Origin of the sequence: Anaerofustis sp. NSJ-163, from assembly GCF_024135845.1 — a bacterium.
Lineage (GTDB): Bacteria > Bacillota > Clostridia > Eubacteriales > Anaerofustaceae > Anaerofustis > Anaerofustis butyriciformans.
This window is the reverse complement of sequence record NZ_JAMYJV010000002.1, coordinates 37,432-59,540: the sequence shown is the minus strand read 5'-3', so window position 1 is coordinate 59,540 and position 22,109 is coordinate 37,432. Positions and strand designations below refer to the sequence as shown.

Genomic DNA, 22,109 nt, shown 5'->3' with positions numbered 1-22,109 from the left:
AATTTAATATTATGGTATTATTAAAATATACATTGATAGAGGGAAAGATATGAAAAAAATAATTAGTTTGTTTTTTGTTTTGGTGTTTATAATTATCCTTTGTTATTCTTTTAATATTGATTCATCAAGTGCAAATGTAATTGACTATAAAGAAGTTCTTTATAGTATAGAAGATATCCATATTATTGATATTAAAACAAATGATAAAGTAAAAACAATATCTGGTAAAAAGGATATAATAGAATTTATAGATAAACTTGATATTGATGACTGGAAAGTTTACGAAAATGATGCAATGTATAAGGGGAAAGAAAACGAGAAAAATAACTTTTCTTATAACTATGTCTTAACCAACAAAAAATACAAAATAAATATTTTGGTTTCTGATAGTGATAATATTGTCAAATTTAAATCAGTAGATTGTGTAATGTGTTTTGAAGTTCCAAATGATGTAGTGGAATATTTAAATGATATAAATTAAAAAGATGACATTTTATGTCATCTTTTATATTATATAAAATTTATATCCCATTCTAACTTTATCTTCTTTTATGTTTTTAAATAAAATATAAGTTTCTTTTTTTTCTTTTGTTACTGGATTTATGAAGAATTTTAATATATTAATCTTCTTATATATTTCTTTTGTTGATAGGGTTGAATATTCTTTTAAGTATTTATTTTTAAATTCTTCTTTTTTAATAATTTCAAATATCTTTTCTTTATTTACTGTTTCAATATCTTCTATAAAATATTTATTTGGTTTTCTGATTTTCATATAAGATAAATAGTCAAAGCTTATTAAATTTTTAGCCAAATTATCATCAAAAGGTTTTAAGAAATAATATAAATGTTCATATAAATCTTCTTTTGAAAGACTTCTTTTATATAGCTCGTTTTTTGAAAAGTATATTGATAATTTTTCAAAAAAATCATACGGAGTTTTAGCGATTTTATCTACAAAATATTCAAGAGTATTATAAAAGTTATTTGAATTATAGTATTTGTCAACTAAAAACTCTATATCTTTCAATTTTGAAAGATCACTATAATCCATCCATTTATTTGATAATATTTCGTAAGGTGTAAAGTTATTATATTTTAAATCATATTTATCTTTTGATTTTTCCATCATTGTTCCGTGAAGAACCTTTAAAAATCCAAGCTGCAACATATGAGGTTTTAGATTATACGCATAATCAAAACTTTTTTTGAATGATTCAATATCTTCATAAGGAAGTCCTGAAATTAAGTCAAGGTGAATATGGACATTGTCGTTTTTTAAAAGTTTTGTTACGTTTTGACCTATTTTTTCTGTGTTTGTTGTTCTGTTGATTTCTTTTATTGTATTTTCATTTATGGATTGTAGTCCTACCTCTAACTGAAACATATCGTTTGGCGCACTTTGGAAAAGTTCTATTATTTCATCATCAAGTAAATTTGCACATACTTCAAAATGGAATTTAGTGTGTTTACTATTGTCTAAAATAAATCTAATTATTTCCTTAGCTCTTTTATTGTCAGCATTAAAAGTTCTGTCGATAAACTTAACAAGGGGAATGTCGTTTTTTATAAAAAACATTATTTCCTCTTTTACTTTTTTTAAGTCGCGAAATCTCAATCTTTTGTCAAGCTCTGAGAGGCAATAACTGCAATTATAAGGACATCCTCTTTGACTTTCGTAATAAATAATCTTATTTTCAAATTCTTTCATATCCACATTTTTATATGGGAATATTACATCATTAAAATTTATATGTTGTTTTATATATGTATAATCTTTTGAACTTTTATCAAATACGTTTTGAATGTTTACTTCTTCGTTTTTTTGTAATTTGCTTAACAGCTTTAAAGTTATTTCTTCTCCTTCTCCGGCGACAATATAGTCTATGAAATCATATTTGTCAAAATAATCTTTTGCATTAAAACTTACTTCACTTCCACCGAATATGATTATTGCATCTGTAATTTTTTTTAGGGAAGAGGCAATGTGTAAAATATATTCTATATTCCATATATAGCAGGAGAAAATATAAATATCGCTTTTTTGAGAGAATAAGTCATCCAAAACATTTTCTTTTGGCATGTTTATGTTGTACTGTTTTATTTCTGCATCAATACCTTTTGGTATAGAGTTATTGAATAAATAATATATTGCAAGATTTGTATGCGTATATGCGCTGTTAATTCCAACCAAAGTTGTTTTCATATTTTTTCTCCTTTTTATGTAGATATATATAGTATATTATTTTGTTTTATTATTTCAAATATAAATATAAAAAAAGAACCGATAAGGTTCTTTTTAATTCTTTTTAAACGTTGAATCTAAAGAATATTACATCACCATCTTCAACAACATAATCTTTTCCTTCGATTCTTGTATAAGCAAGTTCTTTTGCTTTAACATCGCTTCCTGCTTCCATAAGTTTATCATATTTTGTTACTTCAGCTCTAATGAATCCTCTTTCAAAATCTGAGTGGATTTTTCCTGCTGCGCCCGGTGCTTTTGTACCTTTTTTAATTTGCCATCCTTTTACTTCTTGTTTACCTGCAGTTAAGAATGTTATTAAATCAAGAAGTTTATATCCTTCTTTTATGATTTGGTCAAGTCCTGATTCTTTAATTCCAAGTTCTTCAAGGAACATGTTTTTTTCATCATCTTCAAGCTCGCTAAGTTCTGCTTCGATTTTTGCACAAACTTTTATTACTTCGATATTTGGATTTACTTCTTTTACATATTCTTTTAATGCTTTTACATAATCATTATCTTCAAGTAAATCATCTTCACTTACGTTTGCCACATACATAATAGGTTTTGTTGTAAGTAAATCTTGGCTTTTTAAATATTCGCTTTCATTTTCGTCAAAATCATCTAAATTAATAAATTTTCCTTCTTCTAAAAGCTTCTTTGCTTTATCAAGAGTTGCAAGCATGAATTTTTCTTCTTTTCTTCCGCTTTTTGCTGCTTTTTGTACTGTCGCAATTCTTTTATCAATTAGCTCAAGGTCAGAAAAGATTAGCTCATAGTTTATTGTTTCTGCATCTCTTACAGGATCGATGCTTCCGTCTACATGAGTAATGTTGCCGTCATCAAAACATCTTACTACTTGAAGTATTGCATGTACGTTTCTAATGTTTGATAAAAATTGGTTTCCAAGTCCTTCGCCTTTTCCGGCATTTTTTACAAGTCCGGCAATATCCACGAATTCAACTGTTGCATATACAGTTTTTAATGTGTCATAAAGTTTACTTAAATTATCTATTCTTTCATCAGGAACATTAACAACTCCTACATTTGGTTCTATTGTGCAAAAAGGATAGTTTTCTGCTCCTGCATTTGCTTTTGTAAGTGCATTGAATAATGTACTTTTACCTACATTTGGTAGTCCTACTAATCCTATTTTCATTTTTTTCTCCTTAATAATAATCTTTATAAAGTATATAATATAATTTTTGTTTAGTAAAGGGGAAGTTGTTTAATTATATTGTTTCTTGTATTCATTTCCCCAAACAATCATTGAATCAATTACTGGTTTTAAACTTTTTCCCGTTTGTGTAAGAGAATATTCAACTTTTGGGGGAACCTGAGCATATACCGTTCTGTTTACCAGTCCGTCATTTTCCATTTCTCTTAAGTTTGAAGTCAAAACTTTTTGCGATATTGCTCCTATTGATTTTTTCAATTCTCCGAATCGTTTTGTTTCGTTCATCAAATCCCTTAAAATCAAGACCTTCCATTTGTTACTTATTAATAAAAGTGTTGTTTCGACCGGGCATTCCGGTAAATTTTTTCGCATTTCTTTCCTCCTTGTAATCTTTTTATAATCATTATAGTTACTTTTATATACTTAAGTTACATAATTGTGCCTACTTTACAAAATATATCTTTGATAATATTATAAACTAAAACCTGAGGTTGTCAATAATTTAATAAAAAAGGAGTATAGAAATAAAATGGATGTTAGAGAAATATTATCAAAATTAAGAAATATTAAAGATGTTGTTTTTTCAAGCGTTGACTTTAACGGTGTTCCCAAAAGCAGAGTGATTGACATTATGCTTGTGGAAAATGAAAAAGTATATTTTGTTACAGCAAGAGGGAAAGATTTTTACAGAGAAATTATGAATAACAATAATGTTTCGGTTACGGCACTTACTAAAGATTATATGTCCATAACGTTGGAAGGGAAGGCATTTAAAACGGAAAATCAAAAATATTGGATAGACAAGGTATTCGAAAATAATCCGACTATGAATGATGTTTATCCTGGACAAAGCAGATATATATTGGAAGCTTTCTGTATTGAAAAAGGAATAGTTCACACTTTTGATTTATCCAAACATTCGATTGTAAGAAAAACATATTCTCTTGGAGGAGAAAAGACAAAACCCGAGGGATATATTATAACCGACAAATGCATACAATGTGGTAAATGTTTCAGATTGTGTCCTCAGTCGTCAATTAAAAAAAACGAAGATTTTGAAATAATAAGTAAAAATTGTTTAAGGTGCGGGTATTGCTATGAAAACTGTCCCGTTAAAGCAATAGAAAGGTTGTAAAAATGTTAAGTTTGTTTTTTGAAAGAAAAGAATTTTTTATGGGGCTGCTGCTTGATCATATAAAAATTTCTTTAACGGCTATCATAATCGCTTTGGTTGTCGGATTAATACTCGGAATTTTTATAAGCGAATATCAAAAAAGCTCTAAATTTGTTTTGAGTTTAGTGAATTTTATATATACCATTCCTTCCATATCATTGTTGGGATTTTTGATTCCCCTGTCCGGAATAGGAAACGTTACCGCGGTTATTGCTTTAAGCATATATGCTCTTTTGCCTATGGTTAGAAATACATACACTGGAATAACAAATATAGACGAAAAGTTTATAGAAACCGCAAAAGGAATGGGAAGTACGAATTTTCAGATATTATATAAAATAAAACTGCCGATTGCAATGCCCGTAATCATTTCTGGATTGAGAAATATGGCTACGATGACAATAGCTCTTGCCGGTATTGCTTCCTTTATAGGTGCAGGAGGTCTCGGTGTCAGCATTTACAGAGGAATAACCACAAATAATACTGCCATGACTCTAATCGGTAGTCTTCTTATAGCTGTTTTGGCAATTATGGTAGATTTTGTTTTGGGAATAATCGAAAAGGGTATTTTGAAGAGGAAAAGACAAAACAAAAAGAAAAATAAGATTGTAATTGCCGGATGTATTGTCGTATTGATTATTTTTGTATTTTCTTTTGTGCTGGATTCATTTGGAAATAAAACGATAAACATAGCATCCAAGCCGATGACTGAACAATATATAATAAGCGAAATGTTGAAAGAAGTTATAGAAAACGATACTGACTTGAATGTAAATCTTACTCAGGGAGTGGGAGGAGGTACTTCAAATATAATGCCGGGAATGGAAAGTGGAGAATTTGATATGTATCCTGAGTATACTTCCACCGGATGGAATATGGTACTGGGGCATGATGGCTTTTACAATGAAGATATGTTTGAAAAATTAAATGATGAATATAATGAAAAATATGATTTTTCATGGACTTGTTCGTTTGGGTTTAACGATACTTTTGCCATTGCGGTAAGAAAAGACATAGCCGAAAAATATAATTTAAAAACTTATTCCGATTTGGCAAGTGTATCAAATGAATTGACGTTTGCCGCAGAATATGATTTTTTTGAAAGAGTAGACGGTTATGATGCACTTTGTGCAGAGTATGGTTTTAAGTTTAAAGATACGATGGATTTGGATATAGGACTTAAATATAAAGCAATAGACGAGAAAAAAGTAGATGTAATGGATGTTTTTACTACCGACGGACAATTGAGCAACAGTAATTTGGTAGTTCTTCAGGACGATAAAGAGTTCTTTTCTTCCGCAATGTGTCAGATGGTGGTAAGAAACGACGTTTTGGATAGATACCCACAGCTTAACGACGTATTTAAAAAACTTGAAAATATTTTGAGTGATAAACAAATGGCAAAAATGAATTATGAAGTTGAAGAGAACGGAAAAGACCCAAAAACCGTAGCGCATGAATTTTTAGTCGAAAAAGGGTTGTTGGAGGATTAGCACATGGAAAAAATAATAGAATTTAAAGGTGTAAAGAAAAGTTATAACGAAAATGTCGTTTTAGACGATTTTAATTTGGATATATACAAAGGGGAGTTTTTAACCGTAATCGGTACTTCCGGGAGCGGAAAAAGTACTATGCTCAAAATGATTAATGGTCTTATCGATCCCGATTTGGGAGACGTTATGGTAAACGGTAAAAATAATAAAGATGTCGACAAAATAAGTTTAAGAAGAAATATCGGTTATGCGGTTCAGGGTAGTGTATTGTTTCCCAACATGAACGTTTTAAAAAATATATCTTACGTACCGAGATTATTAAATCGAAAAGATAAAACGAAGACGGAAAAAGCGGTTAATAAATGGATGAAAATAGTCGGTCTTGATAAAGAATTGATGTACAGATATCCCGATGAACTTTCAGGAGGGGAAGCACAAAGAGTAAGCATTGCAAGAGCTTTGGCAGCAAGTCCGGATATTCTTTTAATGGATGAACCTTTCAGTGCCGTCGATGAAATAACAAGAAGCAGGCTTCAGGATGAGATAAGAAGAATATACGAGCAAACGGGAATTACGATAGTATTTATAACTCATGACGTAAGAGAAGCCTTTAAACTTGCAAGCAGAATTTTGGTTATGAATAAAGGCAGAATAGAGCAAATAGGAACAAAAGAAGAAATTATAAATTCTCCTTCAAGTGATTTTGTAAAAAGGTTGGTAAACGGTAATGAAAAATAATTTGGCAAAGTTTTGTTTTGATAAAGATAAGTGTATTGCATGCGGGAAATGCATAAAAGTATGTCCGGGGCAGCTTCTTAAATTTAACGAGAATAAAGACGTTATTATTAAAGATATCGATTGTTTCGGGTGGGACGGTTGTTGGAAATGTCAGCATTGTATGGCTGTTTGTCCGAAATCTGCGATAAGTGTTCTCGGAAAATCTCCAGAAGAATGTGTGACTCCTCCTGAGAGTGAAAACCTTCCTCAAATTTTGGATGCTTTGATAAAAAACAGAAGGTCACACAGACAATATTTGAATAAAGACGTTGATAAAAGGGTTTTAGATGATATATTAAAAACGGTACAAAACGCACCTAACGGAGGGAATAAGGGACTTGTCGAATATACGGTTATTGACGATAAAGAACAAGTTAAATATTTTCACGATATTGTTTATTCCAAAATGGAAAAGCTTGCAAATAAGGGAATATATGCAAATGGATATGATAAAAAATCTTATGAACAGTTGAAAGAGTGGGAGAAAATCGTACGCCCTGATATGTTGTTTTGTTCGGCTCCGAATTTATGTATTCCTCATGCGCCTGTGGGAGAAGGTTGCTACATTCAGGATGTGAATATTGCGTGTGTGTATTTTGATTTATTGTGTTCTTCAAGGGGATTGGGCAGTATTATGATGACTTATCCTTTGGATGTTCTTGATTTAATGCCAAAAGAAAAATCGATGTTAGGAATTCCCGATAATCATTATATTGCCATGATTATCGGATTTGGATATCCAAAAATAAAATATAAAAGAGGCGTCGATAAATTTAATGAAAATAAAATAAAAAAATTAAAATTTAAAATTTAAATAAATAAAAAGAAGGACTACTTTGTCCTTCTTAATTATATATATTGGTTAAATTTTTGTATATTAGTTCTTTATATTCGTCATAAGCACCACTTAATCTTAAAGGATATAATCTTTCAAGAACCTCTTCGTGATACCATTTATGTTTATTTTTGTCAGGCTCGTTGAAATAACTCCATACCTTATCTTTATATGTTTCAAAATCTTTATCTATTTCACGAAGTTTTGAAAGTTCGTTTGATAAAACAAGTATTTTTATTTCTATATTTGCACTGTCGAGTTTATATAAAATATTTTTCTTTCCTTCGCTCCAGTCTTTTTCGTTGTTGAAATTTTCTTCCATATTCGTCATGAAAAGTATTTTTTCCGCTATGTTCATTCCAAAATATTTTTTTATTTCTATTATGTTTGAGTCGGAATTTTTTACCACTCCGTGAAGAAGTGCTGATATCAATATATTTTCATCGCTTGTTAAAGACGATGCAATGAGCATTGTTTCCAAGGCGTGGGAAAGATAAGGTTTGTTTAGTATTTTTCTTTTCTTCCCGGTAAAATAAAAAATTGCATAATCAAGTGCTTTTTTTATGTTTTGTGAATAAATTAAATTTATGTCTTTCATGAAGAAGTCTTCCAATACTTCTGCTTCTGCTTTGGAGATTTCAATATAATAATCGTCATTTTCTTTTAATTCGTATTCTTTTATTTCTACTCCGATTTCTTTTTTCCATGTAGTATCGTGTATGTTTATTGAAGATGTTCCAAGAATTGAATCTGCATAAATTTTATTTTCTTTTGTATAAAAGTAGAAGTTTACAAATAAGGCAAAAAATTTATTATTGCATTTAATAAATAAATCTTTTGTATTTATATTTTCATTTAATTCTTTAAGTTCTTCTAAAATTTTAGAATAAAACCATATTTGTTCAAATTTTTCTGTCTCATATTCTTTATATATATTTTCACCATAAACTTCATAATCTCTTTCAAATTGGCTTAATTGTTCAAGAAGTTGTTTTAAAATTAGTTCTTTATTAGAAAAATCACATTCTTTTATTTTATTAAGTCGTTGTCTATAACTTGCTTCTACGTTATTTAAGTATTTTATGGCTTGTTGCTTTGAAAGAGGATTTATTTTCTTTTTTGTAAAATGTTCAATAAGAAGTTCTTTATTAAAAAATTCCAATTCGTCTGTATATAAGTTCATTTTTCTCCTCCTATGTTAAATTGTATCGGCGATTTTTAGTATTTTTTTGAACCAATTATTAATTGTTGAACGGCTTATCGGAGGGTCAAACATATTAGATAGTTCATTTAAAGATGCTTGAGGGTTGTTAAGTCTCATTTTTGCCAATGATATAAGTGGTTCATCAAGATAGTCCATGCCGTATTTTTCTTTAATTTTGTTTATTGCATTAATTTGTTTAAGTGCTGTATTTATTGTTTTATCCATATTTGCCGTTTCGCAGTTTAATCTTCTGTTTACGTTGTTTCTCATTTCTTTTATTACTTTTGTGCTTTCTATTTCCAAAACGGCGTTATGTGCTCCTATATTTCCAAGTAGTTCTGTAATGGTGTTGGAATCTTTTGTATATACCACATATGATTCTTTTCTCTTTATAAATTTTAGATTAATATTTATAGTTTTTAGTAACTCTATAAAGTTTTTTGCATACTGAAATTTATTAAATACAAATTCGATTTGATATCCTTTTTTCTTTGGATCGCTGACATAACCGCATGATAGAAAAACTGCACGAAGATAATGTCTTATTTCGCTTAAAGTTGGAAGTATATCTTGTTTTATTGTACTATTTACTTCAAATCCCGAGCTGAAATCAATAATGTTAAAATAGTCTAGGATATTCATTGAGTCTTTGCTGTTTATTACAATCAAGTTATATAAATAATGTCCTTTTCTAAGATTATTTTTTTTTGCCGCTATTTCAAGGTTTATGGAAAAAACGTCTTTAATTAGAGTAAAAATCCTTCTTGTGACAGAAGGGTTTTCGGTTTCAAATATCAAATTGAATTGTCCTCTTCCTTTTAGGGAAAGGAAACTTATACAGTGTAAATATCCATATATTTCACATTCTTTTTCGTAAAGGTTGTTTAAATTAATATGGCTTAAGTTATTTTTTATATCGCTGCAAAAGCTCATTTTTTCTCCTTAGTTTATTTCTACAAATGAATTTTCGTTATCAATTACTACATTTACATTTTCTGATGTTGATGTAGGAATGTTCTTACCTACGAAGTCGGCTCTTATCGGTAGTTGTCTATGTCCTCTGTCTACTAAAATTGCAAGCTGTATTTTTTTAGGTCTTCCAAAATGAAACACATATTCAAGGGCAGCTCTTATAGAGCGACCTGTATATAAAACATCATCAACTAATATAACCAATTTATCATTTATGTTTATACCTATATCTTCAATTTTACTATCTTCTTTTTTTACATCGTCTCTAAATGGAGTTATATCCGCAAAAGTAACCGGAACAATAGTATCCTCCATACTGCTTAAGTGATTAGCAATCATTTTCGCAAGAGAAACGCCTCCTTGTTTTACCCCTACTATTACAGTATCTTCAACGCCATGATTTCTTTCAATTATTTCATAAGATATTCTTTTTATGCTTCTGTTTATATCGTTATTGGTCATTAAAATTTTCATGTTTTTCTCCAATAAAATATTTTGTTTTAAGTCTACATTATGTTATAATTGTAGCATATTTATAAAAAATTGTCCAAATATAGAGGTAATTTAATGAAGAGAATAAAATCATTTTTTATATATTTAGTAGCATTTTTGTTTTTTATATTATTGACGGCATCGTTTTTCAGTGATAACTATTTAAAAGATTCTTTTTCTGTTGATATAAATACAAAAACAATATATTATGCTTTTGCCGGAAATTTAGACGATTATCTTACTGGAAACATAACTGATGACAGCGATTTGATTAGTTCTCAAAAAGATTATTCAACCACATATAAGGAAGGGGATAGCGGAGAAGAAGTATTAAGTTATAAATTAATTTTATACTATTTAGACTTCCTTTCTGATTCTCCAAGTGATACTTTTGATGGAACAACAAAAAATGCAGTTATTGAATATCAAAAAAGCAGAGGTTTAAGTGAAACCGGTACTTTCGATAAAAACACTATGAAATCTCTTGATAATGAGGTTTATGAATATAAATCAGGAAAATCCAGTTCTGATATAGAAAAATATAATTATATTTTATATTATTTAGGATATTTGGAAAACCAGCCTAATGCTAACTTTACTGCCGAAACAAAAGTTGCTTGTGAAGAATATCAAAAAGCAAAAGGACTTTCTCAAACGGGAACAATGGATGCTCAAACGAGAAAGAGTTTGGATAGTGAGTCTTTAACTTATAAACAAGGACATAAAGGAACGATAATAAAATCTTATCAAGAAATTTTAATAAGACTTGGCTATTTGGATGGAACTGCAAGCGGTACTTATGATAAAAATACAACTGCTGCTGTAAAACAATACCAAACTGACAAAGGTCTTACAGTAAGCGGTAATATAGATGAAGATACAGCTAAGTCTTTAGATGCTGAAAATTAAAAAACAGACAGTTTAAACTGTCTGTTTTTTATTTAAAAATCTACGTCATCAGGATTTGCACATTGTCCTCCGCAGCAAGGTATATTATCTATTGTTTTCATATCATCTTCACTTATTTTAAAATCAAAAACTTGACTATTTTCAAGTATTCTGCTTGGTGTAACTGATTTTGGAAGAGGAAGAATATTATGTTGAAGAACCCATCTTATACAAATTTGAGCTGTTGATTTATTGTATTTCTTTGCAAGTTCTACAAGTGTTTCATTTTCTAAAACTTCTTTTCTCCCAAGTGGTGACCAAGCTTCTACTACTATATCATTTTCTATACAGTATTTTGCTGTTTCAATTTGAGCAAAACCAGGATGGAATTCTATTTGGTTTACCATTGGTTTGATTTTTGCAGTTTTCATAAGTTCATCTATATGATGAGGTAGGAAGTTGCTAAGCCCTATAGCTTTAACTCTTCCTGTTTCATATATTTCTTCAAATGCTTTCCATGTTTCAGCATTTATTTCTTCAGCATTATCAAATTGTTTTTTTATTGCAGGCCAGTGGATTAAAAATAAATCAAGATATTCAAGTCCTAAATTATCCATAGTCTTTTCAAATGCGGCTTTTGCACTTTCGTATCCTCTGTCGCTGTTCCATAATTTGCTGGTTACGAAAATGTCTTCTCTTTTTATTCCGCTTTCTCTTATTGCCTTTCCAACACCTTTTTCGTTTTGGTAAAAATAAGCCGTATCGATATGTCTGTATCCTATTTTTAAAGCTTCTTTTACGCCGTCTTCAACGCTTTTCCCATCGGGTGTTTGGAATGTTCCGTACCCTATACATGGAATGTCTATTCCATTGTTTAATTTGAATGTGTCGGTTAATTTGTTCATTTTAACACCTCTTTCTGTATTTTAAATTTACAATTAATTATTTGCCTATAAGAACTTTTACTCCTTTTTTTTCAATATTTTTTACGTGTTTTTCATCTATATTGTCGTCAGTTATTAATATGTCTATTTTTTCAATGCCGGGTACACAAAATTCGTTGCTCATACATATTTTTGAAGAATCCAATAATAGTATTTTTTCTCCATTCATTTCAAGAAGTTTTCTTAAAATATAGTTATCATAATCAACTCTTCCAATTAAATTATAATTTGCATTAAGTCCCATACATGAAAATACTATTTTATTTGGGTCAATTCTATTTAGATTTTCTAAAAGAGGGAATCCTCTTATTATAAGGTAAGGTCTTACGGCTTCTCCTTCAAGGCAATATAAATGTGCTACATTTTCATTTTCCGTTGTTAAAATTTGTATAGACGGAGTAAATATTGTTGTGTTTTTTCTTGTTAAATTTTGATATGCCATATAGCAAGAAGACCCTACATCAAAAAAGATAGAATCATTGTCATCTATTACTTCGTTAATCATTTTGGCTATTTTTATTTTTTTATTGGTATTTATGTTTGCATAAGAAACAATTGATGTTGGAGTATCCAATTCATTTCTTGTGATTGTTACTCCTCCGGATACTCTTTTTAATTTTCCTTCTTTATCTAAAATTTCCAAATCTCTTTTTATTGTTGAAATTGAAACTTGGAACATATCAGTAAGTTCATTTACCGATGCATAGCCTGCGTTTTTAACAAAAGAATATATTGAATTTAATCGTTCGATATTTTTTTTTGCCAAAATTTTTACCTCTTCCTGTTCATTAATTTATTACAATATAACATATTTTTGAGCTAAAAGATACCATTTTTTTTTTGATTTATAGATAAGAAAACGATATTCATTTGAAAAATATGAGCGAAATAGCTAATAAATATTGACAAAATGAACTTTTTAATATAAAATGCATTATATGGTTCACGTATATTGTCTAAATAGTTCAAAAAAAACAAAGAAGGCCTTCCTTTTTAGACAATATATAATTTTAATTTGGAATAATTAAAGGAGAGATTAAAATGCAAATTATACAAAATATTTTTACCTATATCATAGATATGGGTGCATCTGTAATGATGCCTATTATTTTTACTTTACTTGGCTTAATCATGGGTGCGAAATTTGGTGAAGCTTTAAGAGCAGGTATGACCTTTGGCGTAGGTTTTTTAGGTTTAAATACAATCATCGGATTAATGTCTGCGACAATTTCACCTGTTGCTACTGCTTTAGTTGAAAATTTAAACTTTAAATTAACTGCTATTGATATTGGCTGGGCGACGGGTTCTGCCATTGCGTGGTCAACAGAAGCTGTTCCTTTTGTGTTTATAGCAGTTATTATAACAAATATTTTAATGATTTTACTTGGTTGGACAAAAACAATGGATGTTGATATTTGGAATTACTGGCATGTTTTGTTTTCTGCATCAGCGATATTACTTGTTTGTGGTGTCAATAATGTTTTAGCATGGGTATTTGCAATAGGACAAGCAATGGTATTAATGGGTATTACATTTATAATGGCTGATTATTCGCAAGCAGATTATGCGGAGGTCTTTGGTTTAGAAGGTATTTCAATTCCACATTGTCAAACAGTATCTATTCTTTTATATACATATCCTATTGACTGGTTACTTAATAAAATACCTGGTGTAAAAGATATTCACTGGACAAGCGAAGGTATTGCAGAAAAACTTGGTTTGCTAGGTGAACCTATAATGATGGGATTTATTATTGGTGGTTTTTTAGCTGCTTTAGCACAATTTAAAACACATGGTGTAAGTATTGCTGCAGCAATTCAACAAATATTTATCGTTGGTATGAATGTTGCCGCTGTTCTTGTTCTAATTCCTAGAATGGTGTCACTTTTAATGGAAGGTTTGATGCCTATTTCTGAAATGACACAGGCATTTCTAGAAAAGAGATTTCCTGGAAGAGAACTTTATATCGGTCTTGATTCGGCAGTTGCAACAGGTCATACATTTGTAATTTCTCTTGGTTTGATTGCTATTCCTATTGTATTGATATTAGCTGTTGTGTTACCTTGGAATGTTGTTCTTCCTCTTGGTGACTTGGCAACACTTCCATTTTTTGCTGTACCATGTGTTGTTGCAAGCAAAGGTAATTTATTTAGAGGCATTATAGAGATGATAGTTATTTGTGTTGTAGTGTTAACTATAGCTTCTCTTGGTTCTGATATATTTACAGAATTAGTAAAAACTGCTAATATTACTGTTCCAGAAGGTTCGGCTCAAATCACTTGTATGGTAATAGGTACACAATGGATTACATGGATACCATTCTTATTGGCAAAATGGATTTGTCTATAATTAATAAGGAAAGGAAATATAACTATGCCATTATTATCTTCAATTGATAAATATAAAGACTATATGGGAGAAAGTCCAAGACCTGAAGATTTTGATCAGTTTTGGCAGGATTCTTTAAAAGACTTAAGGGAACATACCAAGCCGGGATATACCTTGAAAAAAAGAGAATTTTTGGAAAAGGGGATAGAGCAGTTTGATTTGTTTTTTGAAGGAACATTTGGCGCCAATATTCATTGTCTTTATATTAGACCTAAAGAAATAAAAAATAAAATACCGGGGATTGTATTTTTTCACGGATATGGTTCAAGTACAAAAGGACCTTTTGAATATTTACCTTATGTATATAATGATATTGCTGTTTTGGCAATGGATGTAAGAGGCCAGGGAGGATATTCCACGGATCCTTGGTATGGAAACGGGCCTAGTTATTACGGACAGTACATACGTGGACTTGAAGATGACGATATAACTAAACTTTTTGCGAGGAATATATATCTTGACGGTGTTAAAGCTGTGGAAACTTTAATGAGTATGGAAGAAGTAGATGAGACAAGAATAGGTATTAACGGTAAATCTCAAGGTGGTGCTTTAACAATTGCTTCTTCTGCTTTAGTAAAAGGTGTAAAAGTAATTACTCCTACATATCCTTTCATGAGCGATATAAAACATACAATAAAAGAAGATTTGCTTGATATTTCTCAATTTAATGAATTTAACGAGTTCTTTAGAAGACATGATCCAAAACACGAAAAAGAAGATGAAGTGTTTAGAAAACTAAGCTATGTTGATATACAAAACTTTGCAGATAAAATAACAGCAAAAGTTCACTGGACATTGGCTTTTAAAGATGAAAATTGTCATCCAAGCACCCAATTTGCCACTTACAATAAGATTAAATCAGAAAAAGAAATGATTATTTATCCTGATTATGGGCATGAGCCTCAGCTTTTATTCCAGGATAACGATTTATTTCAGTTCTATTTAAAGAATTTATAATTTAGCCTTTAAAATTAAAATTAATAATTAATATATATAAAGACAGCTTTTGTTTAAAGTTGTCTTTTTTTATTTTATTGACATAAAATTTTTATTCGGTTATTCTGTTTTAAAGGCGCCTTTTAATAAAATATTAGGAGGTAAATATGTACCATTCAAGATTTGGTTCATCACATTATAATGCCGGATTAAAATATGGCTTAAAACTTAAAAATAACAGAAAATATATAGATGAAAAGTTAAAACTTATAAATGCTGAAATGATGGATTTTGGTATAAAATCTTTATTGATTTGTAAAAAAGAATACCCTGAATTTTTAGACGAGTTAAAGGGTATAAGTGATGGGTTAAAGGTAGATTTAAGTTATTTTTCTTCCTTTATATTTTGTATGTATAATTTTATGTTTAATAATTATTGTAGTTGCTTTGCTTTTAAAGATTGTGAAAATATTATTTATGGAAGAAACAGTGATTATCTTGTTGAATTTAAAAATGTATGTGATAGTTGTTACTATCATTTGGATAATTCTTATTCTTTTGTTGGTAATACAACTGCAATGTCTGAAATTGAAGATGGTGTTAACGAGTATGGTTTTGCTGTAGGGCTGACATTTGTTTATCCTTCTTTAATAAACCCTGGTTTGAACAGTGGGGTAATAGTTAGAAATTTACTTGAAAAGTGTAGGGATGTTAATGAAGGAATAGAAAAAATAAAAAATCTAACTATTTCATCTTCGCAAAATATTTTAATGGCTGATAAAAATGGAGATATGGCTTTAGTTGAATGTAACTGCGAAAAAATAAACATAATAAGACCAAAAAATAACTTTTTATGTTGTTCAAATGATTTTAATTCTATTAAGATGAAAAAATATAGTTGTAGCATTGAAGATGAAATACATTCAAGGGAAAGATACAGGACGATGTATAATTTTCTTTTAAAACAGAAGAAATGTTCATTCGAATATGCAAGTTCTCTTTTAAAAGGAAAATATGGTTTTATGTGCGACTATGATAAACATTCAAAAATGGATACTTTATGGTCAAGTGTATATGTTTTAAATAAAAATGAAGTATATATTTGTGATGGAAATCCAAAAAGAAAAATATATAAAATGGATAAAAGGTTAAAATATAAAGAGCTTTAAAGCTCTTTATATTCTGTATTTGTTTCTTAAATAGTATTCGTATTTTTCTATATGAGCTTCTATATGTAATAAAATAAAGTCGTTCTCTTTAGAAAAAAATTTAAGGTGTCTAACTGATTCTTTTAAATAATTTATTCTTTTATAAATGTTTAAAACGGCATTAAAATCTTTTTTATCTAAAGAAATAATATCCATCTCTATTTTGGACATTTTACTTATAATATCATTTTTTGAGCTTTGTAAATTGAATGTATAAATATGCTTTTGATTTTCTTTTCTTTTTGTAATCATTTCCCTGCCCCCTTTGTTTCCATGAACATATTGTTTTCTTTATTATATACAAAAACTTGAGATTTTTTTTGTCGAATAATTGATATATTTTTGACAAATGATTATCTTTCAAGAATAAAATCAATAAAAAGCTTGTTTTTGTTTTTATTTTTCCTTTATAATAAAATAATTCAATAAAAATATATGTAAAATTTAACATGAGAGGTTATTTATGAATATTCAATGGTATCCGGGGCATATGGCAAAAGCTACAAGACTAATAAAGGAAGATTTAAAGAATGTAGATATTGTTGTAAAATTACTGGATTCAAGAGCTGTTATAAGAAGTGAAAATAATGATTTTAATAAAATATTAAACCAGAAAAAATTTATAAGAGTATATAATAAATGCGACTTAGCTGACGAAAATGAAACTATGAAGTGGCAAAATTATTTTAAAGAAAAGGGTGAGGATGTTTTCTTTATAGATTCTATGAGTAAAAAAGGAATAAATGAAGTATTATCTTACTTAAATAATATTAAATCAACATTTAGAGCAAATAGAGAAGTAAGAGCAATGGTAGTGGGGATTCCAAATGTGGGTAAGTCGATGTTTATTAATTCAATAACAAAAAAATCCAACGCAAAGACAGGGAATAGACCTGGGGTGACACTTTCAAAACAATGGATAAAGGTAAAAGGAGAAGTTTATCTATTGGATACACCGGGAGTTCTTCCTCCAAAATTTGAAAATTTAGAAGATGGTGTGTGTCTTGCTTCTATTGGTTCTGTAAAAGATACAATTTTGGATAGAGAAGAATTATGTCTTAAACTTATTGAATTTTTAATTGAAAGATATCCTGATAAATTAAAAGAAAGATACAAACTTGAAAGCGTTGAAAAAATGCCTATAGAAGTTTATGAAGATATAGGAAGAAAAAGAGGCTTTTTATTAAAAGGCGGAGAAATTGATTATTTGAGAACTGCCGTTACGGTTTTAGATGAGTTTAAAAACGGTCTTATTGGCAGAATTTCTTTTGACAGGGTTTGTGATTTATAGGAGTAAAAAATGATAGATGTTAAAAATACAAAAGTCAACGAATTAAGAAAAATCATAAATGAGATAAATGTTGAAGAATATGAAGAATATATTGAATTATTCAAATCCGACGGACGAAAAGAAGTTGGAAAGTTTGCTTTAAGGCTTCAAAAAAAATTAGATCAATATAATAAAGAGTTACAAAGACTTGAAAATATTAAAGAATATGAAAACAGTCTATATGATAAAGGTTATAATTTTATTGCCGGTATAGACGAAGTTGGGAGAGGTCCCTTAGCTGGTCCTGTTGTTGCCGCTGCCGTTATTCTTCCAAAAGACAGCAAAATAATGTATATGAATGATTCAAAGGCTTTAAGCTCTCAAAAGAGAGAAGAAATAGCTGCTAAAATAAAAGAAGAAGCAATAAGTTATGCTTATGGAATAGTTGATAATAATGAAATAGATAGAATTAATATTTTAAATGCAACTAAAAAAGCTATGCTTGAAGCTGTAAATAAATTAAGTGAAAAACCGGATATGATTTTAATAGATGCTGTTCATTTAGATACTAATATAAAACAGAAGTCTTTTATAAAAGGGGATGCAAATATTTATTCGATATCAGCTGCAAGCATTATTGCAAAAGTTCATAGGGATCATATGATGGATGAATATGCAAAGGAATATCCGGAATATGGCTTTGAAAAGAATAAAGGTTATGGAACTTTTGACCATGTTGAAGCCATAAGAAATATTGGTCTTTGTCCTATTCATAGAAAAACTTTTACCGAAAATATAATAGACAGCAGGGTAAAACAAGGCAGAAATTATGAAAATGTTGTTATGAATTATCTGGTTAAACATGGATACAGTATTTTAAATAAAAATTATAAATGTAAATATGGTGAAATTGATATAATAGTTAGAAAAGATAATTTAATTGCTTTTGTAGAAGTAAAAGGACGTCATAAAAATATTATAGCACCTAAAAGTTATGTGGATGAAGAAAAAAGAAAAAGAATAATAGACAGTGCAAAACAATATTTAAAAGAAAAGAGTTTAAATGATAAGTTTAAAATTCGTTTTGATGTTGTGGAAATAACTGATAAATCAAGAGGAACTTTTGATGTTAAAGTTATAGAAGATGCATTTAGAGAAAATAAATAGTATATTATTGTCTGAAAACTTAATACTTTTCAAAATATTTAGAATATTATTGAAAAGTATTTTTTTTTAGTGTAATATGGTAATAGTATATAATTTAGGAGGACATTTTTATGGAATCGATTTTGCTCGATAGAATAAGAAAGTTAAATGAGATATTAAAACTTACAGCCGTTGAAGTAGTATCTTTTGAAGAGTTAACAAATGAGTTGAGTAAAATTTTGAAGGTAAATGTATACATATCCGAAAATGACGGAACAATTCTTGCTTATTCAACAAGTGACAGATTTAAATGTGATTTGACTTATTATCCTAATGAAGAAGCACATTTTCCTCAAAATTTCACAGAAAAATTACTTTCTTATACAGACACAGTAGAAAATATATATGAAGAAAGTCCTATTTGTACTTTTGGAAGCCAAGGACCTTGTGTTTATAAAGATAGATATATGACTATAGTACCAATAAACGGTTTAGGAGAAAGAATCGGAACGTTATTATTCAGCAAATATGGCGGAAAGTTTGATGATGATGAGATTATATTATGTGAATATTCTGCTGCCATAGTTGTTATGGAACTTTTAAGATATATTCAAGATCAAAGGAAGAAAAGCAGTTCTGATATAGCGGCTGCGAAAATGGCCCTTTCAACTTTATCATATTCTGAAGTTGAAGCCGTAAAAATGATTTTTAAAGAAGTTGAAAACGAAGGACTTGTTGTTGCAAGCAAAATTGCCACAGAAGCTCAAATTACAAGATCTGTTGTATCAAATGCCCTTAGAAAACTTGAAAGTGCAGGTATTATTGAAACCAGATCTCTTGGTATGAAAGGAACGTTTATAAAAATAGTTAATCAAGAATTAAGAGCTCAATTAAATCAATAAGACACTCCTTCGAGTGTCTTATTTTATACAAATAATGATGTTATTTTTACTATAACCCATGCTATGAATTCTCCACCTCCGCTTAATGCCGATACTGACTGTGAACCTGTTTCTACCAAACCACTTGCTTGTCCGACAGAAGTAAATAAAGGAGCTAAGTCTGTAGCTATATATAGCATTCCTATAATGACAATTATGCCTATAACCAAAGATCTAAAAGAATTTCTTCTTGCCGCCAATACAGCAGGTGCCATAAAATATGTAAGAGAAGGTAAATCAGTAAAAGGAAGCAATTTGTTTCCCGGTAAAATTACCGCCAATATTAGCGTTATCGGAACCATTACCATTGCAATTGTGATTATTTCTTTGTCTCCTAAAAGTATTGCCATATCCATACCTATATTAACTTTTCTGCCTGGGAATTTTTTGCTCATGAATGACTGTGCAGCATTTGAAAGAGGGCTTAGTCCTTCCATTAAAATTTTTACCATTCTAGGTAATAAGAACATTACAGCTCCCATGCCTACTCCTGACATTAAAGCAGCTTCCCATCCTTGACCGGAAATCAGAGTCAATATAAATCCGAGTATAAAACCTAAGAATATCGGTTCGCCTAGGAAAGAAATTTTAGGGTTTAGTTTAGTCAAACTGAAATGGACTTTATTTATTCCTGGTATTTTTTCTATTAATTTATCAATACCCATGCATATATATAACACTACGGGGAAAGATTGAGTTGTTATGGTTACACCAGGATATCCCAAAAAATCTTTTATCCTTTCTGCATGTTTGTCTGCGAGTAAAAGTACTATTCCTCCATATAAGCCTCCGGCAATACATCCCATTACGAAATTACCTGTAAGAGCATATACTAAAGCTCCTCCCATAATAAAATGCCAGAAATTCCAAAGGTCAACATTTAATGTATCTGTTAATTTAAAAATCATCATTAATATATTTATTGCAATTAAAATTACGAAAAGAGCAACAACTAAACTTCCGTTGCTGAATGCTATGCCTGAAGATACAGGCCATCCCATATCATATGTATCAAGTGCTAAATGCCAATTTTTTTGTAAGCCTTCAATTATAGGTGTTAAATACGTTCCCATTGTTCCCGTAACCAAATTTATACCTATAAATCCTACACCAACCGTAAGCCCAGCTCTTAAAGCTTTAATTGGTTTCATTTTTACTATAATTCCTATTATAAATATTATTATAGGCATCATTACAGATGCGCCTAAATCTAATATTGTTTGAATTATTTCCATGTTTTTTCTCCTTTTTATTTTCTTTGTTTTAAAGTTTCTGCAATTTTTTCATAAAGTTGTTCTGTGTTTAGGTTCATTAAAATCGGTACTGCATCAAAAGTCGGAATTTCTTTTGTTTCTACACTGTCAATCGGAGTTGTATGAATGATTATATCCGGAGGATTGTTTTGTATAAGTCCGCCGGCTTCCGAAACGTTGGCTTCCTGTATGTTTACGTCATTTATTCCGAGCTCTTCAAGACCGTCTTTTAAACGCTGCGCTACTAGTGTTGATGTTGCGATTCCGCTGCCGCAGATAGATAGAATATTGTACATTTCTTTACTCCTTTCTTATAAATATTTTTTTATGGCTGCAAGAATTTCATCTTTTGTTGCTGCCGTTGAAAGCATATTCATTGATTCTTTGTCCTGTGTTATAGAAATTACGTTTGAAAGCAAAGGTAATTGCTTTTTCCCGTCCGTAAAAACAAGTCCGAAAACGTACTTTACCTGTACGGTTTCTTTTGGATTAGCCATTTCTTTAAAAGGGACGGATTCTTTTAATTGAAAAACGATTATACACGGTTTTATTACATGCTTGGGATCTGTATGTGGTATTGCAATTGACCACGGTTTTATAGGAAGACCTGTAGGACTCAATTCTTCTCTTTCTAAAAGGGCTTCTACATAACTTTTTTTTACATATCCTTTTTTATAAAGTATATTACCTATTTGAGTTAAAATATCTTGGTAATTTTTTCCTTTTACATTAAGATAAATATTTTTTTCGTCAATCATTTTTTGTT

At 29.6% G+C, this 22,109-nt stretch carries 24 protein-coding genes; 12 read left to right on the top strand and 12 right to left on the bottom strand.

Features of this window, described 5'->3' with window-relative positions:
- The first annotated feature begins 49 nt into the window (after positions 1-49).
- Positions 50-481 (top strand): hypothetical protein, encoded by a 432-nt coding sequence (locus M6G78_RS02535; RefSeq protein WP_253229534.1) that lies wholly within the window; start codon positions 50-52, stop codon positions 479-481.
- A 24-nt stretch (positions 482-505) separates the two neighbouring features.
- Here the strand turns inward: M6G78_RS02535 and M6G78_RS02530 are convergent, their stop codons facing one another.
- From M6G78_RS02530 to M6G78_RS02520, 3 genes are all read right to left on the bottom strand, one after another.
- Positions 506-2,206, bottom strand: coding sequence for a B12-binding domain-containing radical SAM protein (locus M6G78_RS02530; protein WP_253229533.1), 1,701 nt, complete (start codon positions 2,204-2,206; stop codon positions 506-508).
- 103 nt (positions 2,207-2,309) lie between these two features.
- Positions 2,310-3,404 (bottom strand): redox-regulated ATPase YchF, encoded by a 1,095-nt coding sequence (gene ychF, locus M6G78_RS02525; protein WP_138269470.1) that lies wholly within the window; start codon positions 3,402-3,404, stop codon positions 2,310-2,312.
- Positions 3,405-3,473: 69 nt separating this feature from the next.
- Positions 3,474-3,794 carry a helix-turn-helix domain-containing protein gene (locus M6G78_RS02520; RefSeq protein ID WP_138269469.1) on the bottom strand — a complete coding sequence of 107 codons (321 nt, stop codon included), beginning with the start codon at positions 3,792-3,794 and terminating at the stop codon, positions 3,474-3,476.
- A gap of 157 nt (positions 3,795-3,951) precedes the next feature.
- Between M6G78_RS02520 and M6G78_RS02515 the strand changes: the two genes are divergently transcribed.
- The 4 genes from M6G78_RS02515 to M6G78_RS02500 are packed head-to-tail and all read left to right on the top strand — an operon-like array spanning position 3,952 to position 7,680.
- Positions 3,952-4,557, top strand: a complete 606-nt coding sequence (locus tag M6G78_RS02515; RefSeq protein ID WP_253229532.1) for a 4Fe-4S binding protein — start codon at positions 3,952-3,954, stop codon at positions 4,555-4,557.
- 2 nt (positions 4,558-4,559) lie between these two features.
- On the top strand, positions 4,560-6,089 hold the full coding sequence (locus M6G78_RS02510) for a glycine betaine ABC transporter substrate-binding protein (protein ID WP_138269467.1): 1,530 nt from the start codon (positions 4,560-4,562) through the stop codon (positions 6,087-6,089).
- Positions 6,090-6,092: 3 nt separating this feature from the next.
- Positions 6,093-6,827 carry an ABC transporter ATP-binding protein gene (locus M6G78_RS02505; RefSeq protein ID WP_138269466.1) on the top strand — a complete coding sequence of 245 codons (735 nt, stop codon included), beginning with the start codon at positions 6,093-6,095 and terminating at the stop codon, positions 6,825-6,827.
- Positions 6,817-7,680, top strand: a complete 864-nt coding sequence (locus M6G78_RS02500; protein WP_253229531.1) for a nitroreductase family protein — start codon at positions 6,817-6,819, stop codon at positions 7,678-7,680. Before M6G78_RS02505 ends, M6G78_RS02500 begins: the two co-directional genes overlap by 11 nt.
- Before the next feature lie 31 nt (positions 7,681-7,711).
- Here M6G78_RS02500 and M6G78_RS02495 read toward each other — a convergent pair whose 3' ends face one another.
- Genes M6G78_RS02495 through pyrR form a run of 3 tightly spaced genes read right to left on the bottom strand, consistent with a single transcriptional unit; the run spans position 7,712 to position 10,351 of the window.
- Positions 7,712-8,884, bottom strand: a complete 1,173-nt coding sequence (locus tag M6G78_RS02495; RefSeq protein ID WP_253229530.1) for an HD domain-containing protein — start codon at positions 8,882-8,884, stop codon at positions 7,712-7,714.
- Between the two features lie 15 nt (positions 8,885-8,899).
- Positions 8,900-9,838, bottom strand: a complete 939-nt coding sequence (gene whiA, locus M6G78_RS02490; RefSeq protein ID WP_253229529.1) for a DNA-binding protein WhiA — start codon at positions 9,836-9,838, stop codon at positions 8,900-8,902.
- Positions 9,839-9,847: 9 nt separating this feature from the next.
- Positions 9,848-10,351 carry a bifunctional pyr operon transcriptional regulator/uracil phosphoribosyltransferase PyrR gene (pyrR, locus tag M6G78_RS02485; protein WP_138269462.1) on the bottom strand — a complete coding sequence of 168 codons (504 nt, stop codon included), beginning with the start codon at positions 10,349-10,351 and terminating at the stop codon, positions 9,848-9,850.
- Between the two features lie 93 nt (positions 10,352-10,444).
- On the opposite strand from pyrR, the gene M6G78_RS02480 reads away from it, so the two are divergent.
- The gene (locus M6G78_RS02480; RefSeq protein ID WP_253229528.1) at positions 10,445-11,278 is read left to right on the top strand and encodes a peptidoglycan-binding protein; all 834 of its coding nucleotides are present in this window, start codon (positions 10,445-10,447) and stop codon (positions 11,276-11,278) included.
- Between the two features lie 32 nt (positions 11,279-11,310).
- Here the strand turns inward: M6G78_RS02480 and M6G78_RS02475 are convergent, their stop codons facing one another.
- Together M6G78_RS02475 and M6G78_RS02470 are read right to left on the bottom strand one after the other, a co-directional pair.
- Complete coding sequence (locus M6G78_RS02475; RefSeq protein WP_253229527.1) at positions 11,311-12,162, bottom strand: aldo/keto reductase; 852 nt, start codon at positions 12,160-12,162, stop codon at positions 11,311-11,313.
- Positions 12,163-12,199: 37 nt separating this feature from the next.
- The gene (locus M6G78_RS02470) at positions 12,200-12,967 is read right to left on the bottom strand and encodes a DeoR/GlpR family DNA-binding transcription regulator (RefSeq protein WP_253229526.1); all 768 of its coding nucleotides are present in this window, start codon (positions 12,965-12,967) and stop codon (positions 12,200-12,202) included.
- A 275-nt stretch (positions 12,968-13,242) separates the two neighbouring features.
- Here M6G78_RS02470 and M6G78_RS02465 point away from each other — a divergent pair, with 275 nt between their 5' ends.
- From M6G78_RS02465 to M6G78_RS02455, 3 genes are all read left to right on the top strand, one after another.
- Positions 13,243-14,550, top strand: a complete 1,308-nt coding sequence (locus M6G78_RS02465; RefSeq protein WP_253229525.1) for a PTS galactitol transporter subunit IIC — start codon at positions 13,243-13,245, stop codon at positions 14,548-14,550.
- Positions 14,551-14,574: 24 nt separating this feature from the next.
- The gene (locus M6G78_RS02460; protein WP_253229524.1) at positions 14,575-15,546 is read left to right on the top strand and encodes an acetylxylan esterase; all 972 of its coding nucleotides are present in this window, start codon (positions 14,575-14,577) and stop codon (positions 15,544-15,546) included.
- A gap of 146 nt (positions 15,547-15,692) precedes the next feature.
- Positions 15,693-16,694 (top strand): C45 family autoproteolytic acyltransferase/hydolase, encoded by a 1,002-nt coding sequence (locus tag M6G78_RS02455; RefSeq protein WP_253229523.1) that lies wholly within the window; start codon positions 15,693-15,695, stop codon positions 16,692-16,694.
- Positions 16,695-16,700: 6 nt separating this feature from the next.
- On the opposite strand, the gene M6G78_RS02450 is transcribed toward M6G78_RS02455, so the two are convergent.
- Complete coding sequence (locus M6G78_RS02450) at positions 16,701-16,985, bottom strand: hypothetical protein (protein ID WP_253229522.1); 285 nt, start codon at positions 16,983-16,985, stop codon at positions 16,701-16,703.
- A 211-nt stretch (positions 16,986-17,196) separates the two neighbouring features.
- On the opposite strand from M6G78_RS02450, the gene ylqF reads away from it, so the two are divergent.
- The 3 genes from ylqF to codY all read left to right on the top strand — a co-directional run bounded on the left by ylqF (position 17,197) and on the right by codY (position 20,051).
- Complete coding sequence (gene ylqF / locus M6G78_RS02445) at positions 17,197-18,024, top strand: ribosome biogenesis GTPase YlqF (RefSeq protein ID WP_253229521.1); 828 nt, start codon at positions 17,197-17,199, stop codon at positions 18,022-18,024.
- A 9-nt stretch (positions 18,025-18,033) separates the two neighbouring features.
- Positions 18,034-19,170, top strand: a complete 1,137-nt coding sequence (locus M6G78_RS02440) for a ribonuclease HII (RefSeq protein ID WP_253229520.1) — start codon at positions 18,034-18,036, stop codon at positions 19,168-19,170.
- A gap of 110 nt (positions 19,171-19,280) precedes the next feature.
- Positions 19,281-20,051, top strand: a complete 771-nt coding sequence (gene codY, locus M6G78_RS02435; protein ID WP_253229519.1) for a GTP-sensing pleiotropic transcriptional regulator CodY — start codon at positions 19,281-19,283, stop codon at positions 20,049-20,051.
- Positions 20,052-20,074: 23 nt separating this feature from the next.
- On the opposite strand, the gene M6G78_RS02430 is transcribed toward codY, so the two are convergent.
- From M6G78_RS02430 to M6G78_RS02420, 3 genes are read right to left on the bottom strand one after another with little or no spacing between them, the layout of a single operon-like run.
- Positions 20,075-21,325 (bottom strand): PTS galactitol transporter subunit IIC, encoded by a 1,251-nt coding sequence (locus M6G78_RS02430; RefSeq protein WP_138268859.1) that lies wholly within the window; start codon positions 21,323-21,325, stop codon positions 20,075-20,077.
- 14 nt (positions 21,326-21,339) lie between these two features.
- Entirely contained in the window at positions 21,340-21,639 is a 300-nt protein-coding gene (locus M6G78_RS02425; protein ID WP_138268860.1) for a PTS sugar transporter subunit IIB, read from the bottom strand.
- Between the two features lie 15 nt (positions 21,640-21,654).
- Entirely contained in the window at positions 21,655-22,101 is a 447-nt protein-coding gene (locus M6G78_RS02420) for a PTS sugar transporter subunit IIA (RefSeq protein WP_138268861.1), read from the bottom strand.
- Between the last annotated feature and the right edge of the window lie 8 nt (positions 22,102-22,109).